This is a genomic window from Mesorhizobium sp. BH1-1-4 (genome assembly GCF_020165665.1).
Taxonomy (GTDB): Bacteria; Pseudomonadota; Alphaproteobacteria; order Rhizobiales; family Rhizobiaceae; genus Mesorhizobium.
Genome location: NZ_JAIUIN010000039.1, coordinates 23,211 through 32,075, shown reverse-complemented (window position 1 = coordinate 32,075; position 8,865 = coordinate 23,211). Strand labels below are relative to the sequence as shown.

Below are 8,865 nucleotides of genomic sequence, written 5' to 3'. Positions count from 1 at the left end.
CCCCCCCCCCCCCCCCCCCCCCCGGCCTTGCGTTCAACGCACCACGTACATGATGCGCCGCGTCTGTGGATCGATCAGCGCCCGCTGGCCGTTCACATAGACATAGCGGTAGTTGTAGTCAGGAATTTCGCGCAGCTCGACCGTGTCTGGCAAGGTTGCGCCGGTGACCACCTCGCCGTCGAGATAGACGGGGTCGAGGCGATGGGTGTCGACATAGGTCCGCACTTCAGCTGGCGGCGCCGGAAAATCGCCAACCACCGGATCGCTGGCGATGATCGCTCCTGTATAGTCGGTGGAGTAGTTGCCGATGTCTTCCGGTGGCGAGACGACGGCAACGCTGGAGCCGTGCGGTCGCTGCGTCAGCACCACCCGGCTGCCGCTGAAATCGGCCGTGACATAGTCGGAATAGACCCAGCCCTGGCCGCCGGCTTCGGCGATCGTGCACCATTTGCTGTTTTCGATGCAGCCATTGAGCGTCGCCGACTGGCCCGCGGCGAGCACGCCGATGACAGGATATTGCGGGCCGGGACCGGCGCGCACGTTGAGATCGGTGACTGCCGAGACCGCGGTATCGGCCAGCGCGGCGCCCGACATTGCGGTCAGCATCCCGGCTATTGCGGGAAACAATAAGGATTTCATGGGTTCTCTCCGTTTCACAGTCCCTCGGCGGTGACAACGGGGCAGCGGCGCATGCGTTCCGGCTAAAATGCGCGGGCCAACTCAAGATTTGTTCCCGCGTCCTTGGGCAAACCGGTCAAAAGGTCGTGTACGAAGGCCAGTTTCTGCGCCGTCCCGTCCGAAATGACGAAGGGGTAGAGGTCGGGCAGGCCCATGCAGCGGTTTATCGAATTGGAGGCTTCCGACAGCACCAGCCAGCGAACGAGGATCCGGTCGAAGGGCTCGGGCGTGTTCGCGGGTTCCGAGGGCGCTGCCTGCGGTTCTCCGCCAGTGTCGCCGCGCGGCAATTCATTGGCCTCCACCGTCTCCAGCCGGCCGAGCGGGAAGTTCAGCGCATGGACCATCTCCAGCGTGTCGGTGATATGCAGATGATGGGCCCAGGTCTCGGCCCAATCCTCCCAGGGATGCGAGGTGGCGTAGGCCGAGATGTGGGTTTGCTGCCAGTCGGGCACAGCACCATTGGCGTAGTATGCCTTCAGCGCCTGCTCATAGTCGGCGCGTTCGTCGCCGAACAGGGCGCGAAACGCTTCCAGCCGGTGCGGGTCGTCGCGGATCAGGCGGTCCCAGTAATAATGGCCGAGTTCGTGGCGGAAATGGCCGAGCAGCGTGCGGTAGTTCTCGCCCATCTCGACGCGACGTTTTTCGCGCTCGGCCGAATCGGCCTCGGCGACATTGAGCGTGATCAGGCCATTGTCGTGACCGGTGAGGATGCGTTCGCCGCCCGGGCCGCCGCCGATCGGATCGGCGAGGAAGTCGAAGGCCAGCCCGATCTCGTCCGTCGGGCTCTGCTTGGGCGCGACCGGCAGGCCGAAGGCGAGCAGCGAATAGATGGCGCGCTTCTTCGCCGCCTCGACGCGGATCCAGCGGCGGCGGTTGCCGTCGACGGAGAGATCGGGGATCAGCTGGTTCAGCACGCAGGCACGGCAGAAGACCTGTCCCGGTTCGGCCATCCAATTGCAGGCGCATTCATCGGCGTTGGTGCACTGGATGGCGCCGTCGACACCGGACAGGACAAAGCGCGCGCCCTCGGCGTCATAGAGCACGAGGCTCCTGCAGTTCAGGCACTGGGCGTTCTCGAAATAGAGGCGGTGGCCGCAATGCGGGCAGTCGAAAAGTTTCATCTCGGTCTCAATTCATCGGGAGGGCATAGGAGGCGGTCCGTGCCCAAACGCTAACCACCGGCCGGCGTTCCGCACTCCATCGAGACTATTTCGCTTCGCCGGTCCAGGCGCCTGCCGCCGCGGTCCATGGCCGCGGCAACGTCTTCCATGCCTGGCCCCTCGCCACAATAATCACTTGATCGTAAGCAAATTCCACGGCATTCGCCAGCATGGCGGCTCAGACAGTGACAAGAACGCGTTTCGCTGGCAAATTCGCCGCCGGGACGTGATTCAGGCAACCAGGAGAACAACATGGCATTTCTTGCCAAGGGTAGAACTTTAGCGGCCGCGGTGGTGGCGGTGCTTGCGCTTGCAACGGGCGCGCAGGCGGCGGCCAGCTGCGGCAAGACCGGCGCCGGCTTCGACGCTTGGAAGCAGGATTTCGCCGGGGAGGCCAAATCCGAAGGCGTCGGGTCGAGGGGTCTGGCCGCCCTGGCCGGAGCGACCTACGCAACAAGGACGATCGCCGCCGACCGCGCCATCCACAAGGCCTTCAGCGGCTCGGTGGACGATTTCATGAAGCGTCGTGGCGGATCCGCGATCATTTCCAAGGGCCGTTCGCTGAAGAAGTCGAACGCGGCGCTGTTCAACCAGATCGAAAACAATTACGGCGTGTCGCCGGGCGTGCTGCTTGCCATCTGGGGCATGGAGACCGGTTTCGGCGCCTCGATGGGCAACCAGAACACGGTCTCCGCCATTGTGACGCTTGCCTATGATTGCCGCCGTCCGGATTACTTTCACCCGCATGCCATCGCGGCCCTGAAGCTGGTCGATCGCGGCGCGTTGAGCTCCTCGTCGGTCGGCGCCATGCATGGCGAGATCGGCCACACGCAGTTCCTGCCCGGAAATGTCCTGAAGTATGCCGTCGGCAGCGGAAACCTGCGCGACAAGGCCACCGCGTTGGCCTCCACCGCCAACTTCCTCAAGGGCCACGGCTGGCGGGCTGGCGCCAGCGCGCAGTCGAATATGGGCGCGATCGCCGGCTGGAATTCCGCCAGCGTCTATCAGCAGGCCATCGCCCGCATCGCCACCGCCATCGACGCCGATTGATCGAACCGTACGATGTTGAACGAAGAACCCGGCCTCCGCGCCGGGTTTTTCATTTCACGTCGAGCGCATAGGAGCAGCCGGCCAGCGTCTTGCCGGGATGGGATGCGACCGTCGAGACGTTGAGCGCGATGTGCGTGGCGAGGGTCACGCCGCCGGCCTCCTCGGTATTTTCGGCCACGACCTTCTCGCCGAGGAATTTGTCTGGCGTCGAGGCTGTCGCCTGAATGCCCAGCTCCTTGGCGAGGTCCGGCGCGGCGACACCGTCGAGCACGGCCATCAATCCTGTCGCGGTAAAGACGATTGTCCCGGTGTCGTGCCCGAAGACATGGATCGGGGCGGGCAGTCGATACTGCCGCAGGAAGGGATTGCCCGACGGAACTTCCTTCCAGCCAAGCTCCCGCACAGCACCGGATTCGCCGGTCAGCCAGAGCGCAAAGCCGTTGTAGCCGGGCACACCCGTCCTGCATTCGATCAGCGCGGCAAGGTCGAGCGATGCCGGATCGAAATCATCGGCCGCGGCCGGCGCCGCCAGAAGGACCAGCAGCACCAGGCAGAGACCGGGATGGCGCACCGCGTTTATTTGTTGCGGTTGCGGGCGGCGAGCGTGCGCAGCCTCAGCGCATTGAGACGGATGAAGCCGGCGGCGTCCTTCTGGTCGTAGGCGCCGCGGTCGTCCTCGAAGGTGACCAGCGCGTCGGAATAGAGCGTTTTCTTCGACTTGCGGCCGGTGACCATGACATTGCCCTTGTAGAGCTTCAGCCGCACCGTGCCTTCGACGTCTTCCTGGCTCTTGTCGATCATCGCCTGCAGCATCAGGCGCTCGGGCGCGAACCAGAAGCCGTTGTAGATGAGTTCGGCGTAGCGCGGCATGAACTCGTCCTTGAGGTGCGCGGCACCCCGGTCGAGCGTGATCGATTCGATGGCGCGGTGGGCCGCGATCAGGATCGTGCCGCCCGGCGTCTCGTAGACGCCGCGCGACTTCATGCCGACGAAGCGGTTCTCGACCAGGTCTAGCCGCCCGATGCCATTGTCGCGACCGAGATCGTTGAGGGCAGCCAGCATCGTGGCCGGCGACAGTTTCTTGCCGTTGAGCGCGACCGGATCACCCTTCAGGAACTCGATCTCGATTTCGGTGACGGCATCCGGCGCATCCATCGGCGATACGGTGCGCTGATGGACGAACTCCGGCGCCTCGCTCCACGGATCTTCCAGCACCTTGCCCTCGGACGAGGAGTGCAGCAGGTTGGCGTCGACCGAGAACGGCGCGTCGCCCTTCTTGTCCTTCGGCACCGGAATCTGGTGTTGCTCGGCGAAGTTCATCAGGTCCGTGCGCGACTTGAAGGACCAGTCGCGCCACGGCGCGATGACCTTGATGTCCGGGTTCAGCGCGTAAGCCGAAAGCTCGAAGCGGACCTGGTCGTTGCCCTTTCCGGTGGCGCCATGCGCGATGGCGTCGGCGCCGGTTTCCCTGGCGATGTCGACCAGGTGCTTGGAGATCAGCGGCCGCGCGATCGAGGTGCCCAGGAGATAGGTGCCTTCATAGACGGTGTTGGCGCGGAACATCGGGAAGACGAAGTCGGCGACGAATTCCTCGCGCACGTCGACGATGCGGATGTCCTTGATGCCCATCATCTCGGCCTTCTTGCGCGCCGGTTCGAGCTCTTCGCCCTGGCCGAGGTCGGCCGTGAAGGTGATGACTTCGGCGCCGAGTTCGGTCTGCAGCCATTTCAGGATAATGGAGGTGTCGAGGCCGCCGGAATAGGAGAGCACGACTTTCTTGACGTCTTTGAACTTGGACATTTCCGCTCCGTCGAAAAGCGACGCCTGAAGCCCGGCGTCACGCATTGTGGAGCGCCTTTTAGCAGGAACCGCAAAGCGAGCAAGCGCGGGCGGCGCCAGTCTGCTGATCCAGCCAGGCGGGCCGCCGGCACGCTGGACCAGCCGCCCGTCGAATTCGTCATCCTTGTCTATGTCCCTGCGGGTGCACGACCGCTTGCGAAAACCGGTTCCCAGTTTTCGGGATCAAGCTCTGGGAAACAACCTGCTGCAATCATGGGCTGCATTTGTCGGAAGGATTTAAGCAAGTTTTCACGCACTGCCGCTAAATAAGCGAGACATAGCCGCATGGGCCACGCGACCGTGCCGAAGCAGCTTTTGCCCGTTCGTCGCGGGTATCCTCGGGCTTGGGCCATCCTGATGCGCGTTATATCCTGCATCGTCACGGAGCATAATCTGTGGCTCGTCCTGCTGGCGGCGCTGATGTGCGTCACCGGCTGCTGGGTGACGATCGGTCTCCTGGACCGCGCCAGGAAAACCGCCGGCGTGCAGATGCGGGGCTGGCTGTTCCTGACCGCGGTCGCGGCCGGTTCCTCCATCTGGTGCACGCATTTCATCGCCATGCTGGCTTATCAGCCCGGCGCGCCGATCACCTTCGATCCGGCGCTCACCATGATATCCCTGGTCATCGCCATGGCCGGTACCGGGGCGGGCTTCGCCCTTGCCCTGGGCAAGCGCTGGCGTGTGGCGCCGGAATGGGGCGGCGCCGCTGTCGGCCTTGCCGTTTCGGCCATGCATTACACCGGCATGATGGCCTATCACGTGGCGGGCATCGTCGAATGGGACGGCCTCTATGTCACGACCTCGGTGCTGATCTCGGTGGTGTTTGCCGCCGCGGCGATCGGCCAGGCGATGCGCCGGCCATACCGCTGGTCGCGCTATCTCGGCATCGGACTGCTGGTGCTGGCGATCGTCGGCCTGCACTTCACGGCGATGGCCGCGGTGGCGGTGACGCCGCTCTCCTTCATCACCACGGGCACCAATCCCGATATCCTCGAGGCGATGGCCGTCGCCGTCGCCGTCGTCGGCCTGATCGTCGCGGCCACCGGCTTCGCCAGCTACCTGATCGACGAACGCGGCCGGCTGGAGAGCTTCGAACGGCTGCAGCACCTTGCCCTCAACGATGCGCTGACCGGACTTGCCAACCGCGTTTCCTTCAACGACCGCCTCGACCATGAAATCGGGCGGGCACGCGAGGACGGCGACACGATGACGGCGGTCATCGTCATCGATCTCGACCGTTTCAAGGAGATCAACGACCTCAGGGGACACGCGGCCGGCGACCAGGCGCTCAAGATCATCGCCCGCAGGCTGGCGAAACTGACCGGCGACGGCGAATTCGTCGCCAGGCTCGGCGGCGACGAGTTCGCCGCGATCAAGCGCTTCAGGGACCAGAACGAGCTGCTCGGCCTGGTCTCGCGCCTGGAGAAGTCCTTGTTCGAGCCGTTGCGGATCGACGATTTCGAAACCGTCACCGGCGCCAGCATCGGCGTCGCCGTCTATCCGCGCGACGGCAGCGACCGGGAGAGGCTGGTCAGCAATGCGGATCTGGCGATGTACCGGGCCAAGAACGACGTGGCGCGGGCCGTCTGTTTCTACGAATCGGCCATGGATGAGACGGCACGCGCTCGGCGGGCGCTGGCCACCGATCTTCGCCAGGCCATCGAACGCGGCGAACTCACGCTCCACTACCAGGTGCAGACCTCGGTCTCGACCGGCGCCACCTGCGGCTACGAGGCGCTGCTGCGCTGGACCCATCCGGTGCATGGCATGGTCCCGCCCGCCGAGTTCATCCCGATCGCCGAGGAGAACGGCTCGATCCTGGCGATCGGCGAATGGGTGCTGCGCACCGCATGCCGTCAGGCTGCATCCTGGGATAAGGCGCACAAGATCGCGGTCAATTTGTCGCCGGTGCAGTTCGCCCATGCCGATCTCGCCACGCTCGTCCACCAGATCCTGGTCGAAACCGGCCTGTCGCCGAGGCGCCTCGAACTGGAGCTGACCGAATCGACGATCGTCGCCGACAAGGTCCGCACGCTGCACGTGCTGCGCCAGATCAAGGCGCTGGGCGTGACGATCGCGATCGACGATTTCGGCACCGGCTATTCGTCGCTCGACACGCTGCGCTCGTTTCCGTTCGACAAGATCAAGCTCGACCGTTCCTTCATGGCCGATGTCGAGCGCAGTCCACAGGCCAAGGCGATCATCCGCGCGGTGCTGACACTGGGGCGCAGCCTCGACATTCCGGTGCTTGCCGAAGGTGTCGAGACGCATGTCCAGCTCACCATCCTGCAAGTCGAAGGCTGCAACGAGGCGCAAGGCTATTTCCTCGGCCGGCCGAAGCCGATCGACCAGATCCTGTACCCGGCGGCGGTCCTCGCCTTGGCCGGGATGGATCAGTCGGCGGCGTGACCCGGTCACGTCCCCGGCTTGGCCAGCACAAGCTCGAGGAACATGCGCACGAAACGGGTCTGCACGAACGCGTTGTGGACCGCCGCGGTGACCTTGGTGTCAGGGCTGCAGCCGAATTGGCAGCTGTCGCTTCCATCGTTGCGACAGTCATTGCTGTTGCCAGAGCCCGGTGCATCTATGCCCTCCTCGTTGGTATGCACGTTCCACATCCAGCCCGGCGCGGAAGCGTATCTCTCCGGCGGGCCTACGCGCGTTAGCGTGACCAAGTGAAGGTTGAAATCGCACTGGGCCTGCGGGCCTAGGTAAAATAGCTGAGCCGTCTTTGCCTTTTTGCCGGCATCGATCTGGTACCATTGCGTCTGTCGAAGAATGGGATCACCGATAGCCGGGAAATCCAAATAGGATTGCTTTTCCTTGTTCGAAATGAAGCACTTTTGAATCTGAAAACATCCGCCCTTTTCATCGCATGCTGCGCTGGACTTCAGGGCATGCATCTCGAGAGTGTGGGTGAGATACGGAGCGTAGTGTCCGATCGATCTGAATGCGCTTTTTGGGAAAATCTTGTCGGTGATGCCGCTCTCCAGGCCAAGCATCCGACCGACGGATGCCCCTATCGGAAAGCCCAAGTCCGTGGCCCAATCGTCGCTCGACGTGATGTTGATCCAATAGGGCAATTTGGAACCGTTGGGATAATGAGCCTGCATGAAGTCGTCGAAGGCATCCGCGCCGATCGCTGGATTGATGGTTGCCACCAGGCTCCTGGGACCAAACGGCTGAACTGGGCCTTGCGCCAGTTTGACCTGGTTCAACATGTAGCGTGATAGCAGCCGGCCGCCGAAGGAATGGCCGATGACCAGCACCGGGGTAACCATGCCGCGTTCCGGATTGACCGCTGCGTTGATGCGCGCCATGTCGTCTGCGAAATCTTTGGAATTGCCGATTCTATCCGCCGCGCTGCCGATTGTTCCCGCGTTGAGGTAGTTAGAATCCGGCCCGCCGTTCCAGCCGATATAGATCCCAAAAACCTTCCGGTTTTTCTCCCGCTTGTCCTGTTGGCCCAGTTCGTACTTGGTCTTGGCGAGCACATGCTTGAAGGCCAGCAGGTTGCCATCCTGGTTGTAGGGCCGGTCGCCGCCCAGCTCGATTTTGCGGATGTCTTCCCTGGCATTGTGGTGCCAACCATGCGCGAAGATAACCAGCATGACCGGCCCTTCCGCCACGAGCTTGTGAAGCTCGGCGACGATCGCTTCTAGCTGCATGCGATCAAGGAGATTGCCGGCCTGCGGGCCGCGCGTGCCGTATTCAATCGTCGCGTATTCAAAGGGTTGTGCGATAAGCCCCTTTTCAGGACCCCAGGCATCCTTGCGGAGCGTATCCCAGCCGTCGTTGCCGACGCCGAAACACCTATCGCTGCTATCTTTATCGGACTTTTCGCCGCTGCAGTTGTCTCTATGCTGTACATAGGCCGGAAAAGGAACGCAGCCGTCTTCCGCCGCGGTGCTGCATACCGGATGATAATTAGTGTCGGGGCCGGAATAATGTGCTTTCGAGAGCATGATCAGATAGATCAGCAAGATACAGACGGCCGCGATTACATATTTCTTCCACCGGTTTTTCATATCGATTCCCCCCGAAATCCAGCGCCCGAGGAAAAGTGTATAGGGGAATTATCGCACGGTAAATTTGCGCTCCAATTTCTTATTTGGTGTCATTGTCATCGCCCGAAGCC

7 protein-coding genes are annotated in these 8,865 nt (G+C 62.9%); 2 read left to right on the top strand and 5 right to left on the bottom strand.

The annotated features are described in order from the left end of the window. Positions 1-33: 33 nt before the first annotated feature. Positions 34-639, bottom strand: a complete 606-nt coding sequence (locus LB569_RS31190) for a DUF1236 domain-containing protein (RefSeq protein ID WP_224537030.1) — start codon at positions 637-639, stop codon at positions 34-36. A 62-nt stretch (positions 640-701) separates the two neighbouring features. After that, complete coding sequence (locus tag LB569_RS31185; protein ID WP_224695329.1) at positions 702-1,799, bottom strand: putative zinc-binding metallopeptidase; 1,098 nt, start codon at positions 1,797-1,799, stop codon at positions 702-704. A gap of 291 nt (positions 1,800-2,090) precedes the next feature. On the opposite strand from LB569_RS31185, the gene LB569_RS31180 reads away from it, so the two are divergent. Further along, positions 2,091-2,888, top strand: coding sequence for a lytic transglycosylase domain-containing protein (locus LB569_RS31180; protein ID WP_224695328.1), 798 nt, complete (start codon positions 2,091-2,093; stop codon positions 2,886-2,888). Between the two features lie 49 nt (positions 2,889-2,937). Here the strand turns inward: LB569_RS31180 and LB569_RS31175 are convergent, their stop codons facing one another. Then, complete coding sequence (locus tag LB569_RS31175; protein WP_224695327.1) at positions 2,938-3,459, bottom strand: hypothetical protein; 522 nt, start codon at positions 3,457-3,459, stop codon at positions 2,938-2,940. 5 nt (positions 3,460-3,464) lie between these two features. Then, entirely contained in the window at positions 3,465-4,688 is a 1,224-nt protein-coding gene (locus tag LB569_RS31170) for an argininosuccinate synthase (RefSeq protein ID WP_224695326.1), read from the bottom strand. 396 nt (positions 4,689-5,084) lie between these two features. Between LB569_RS31170 and LB569_RS31165 the strand changes: the two genes are divergently transcribed. Next, the gene (locus LB569_RS31165) at positions 5,085-7,136 is read left to right on the top strand and encodes a putative bifunctional diguanylate cyclase/phosphodiesterase (protein WP_224695325.1); all 2,052 of its coding nucleotides are present in this window, start codon (positions 5,085-5,087) and stop codon (positions 7,134-7,136) included. Positions 7,137-7,141: 5 nt separating this feature from the next. Here the strand turns inward: LB569_RS31165 and LB569_RS31160 are convergent, their stop codons facing one another. Then, the gene (locus LB569_RS31160) at positions 7,142-8,755 is read right to left on the bottom strand and encodes a hypothetical protein (RefSeq protein ID WP_224695324.1); all 1,614 of its coding nucleotides are present in this window, start codon (positions 8,753-8,755) and stop codon (positions 7,142-7,144) included. Between the last annotated feature and the right edge of the window lie 110 nt (positions 8,756-8,865).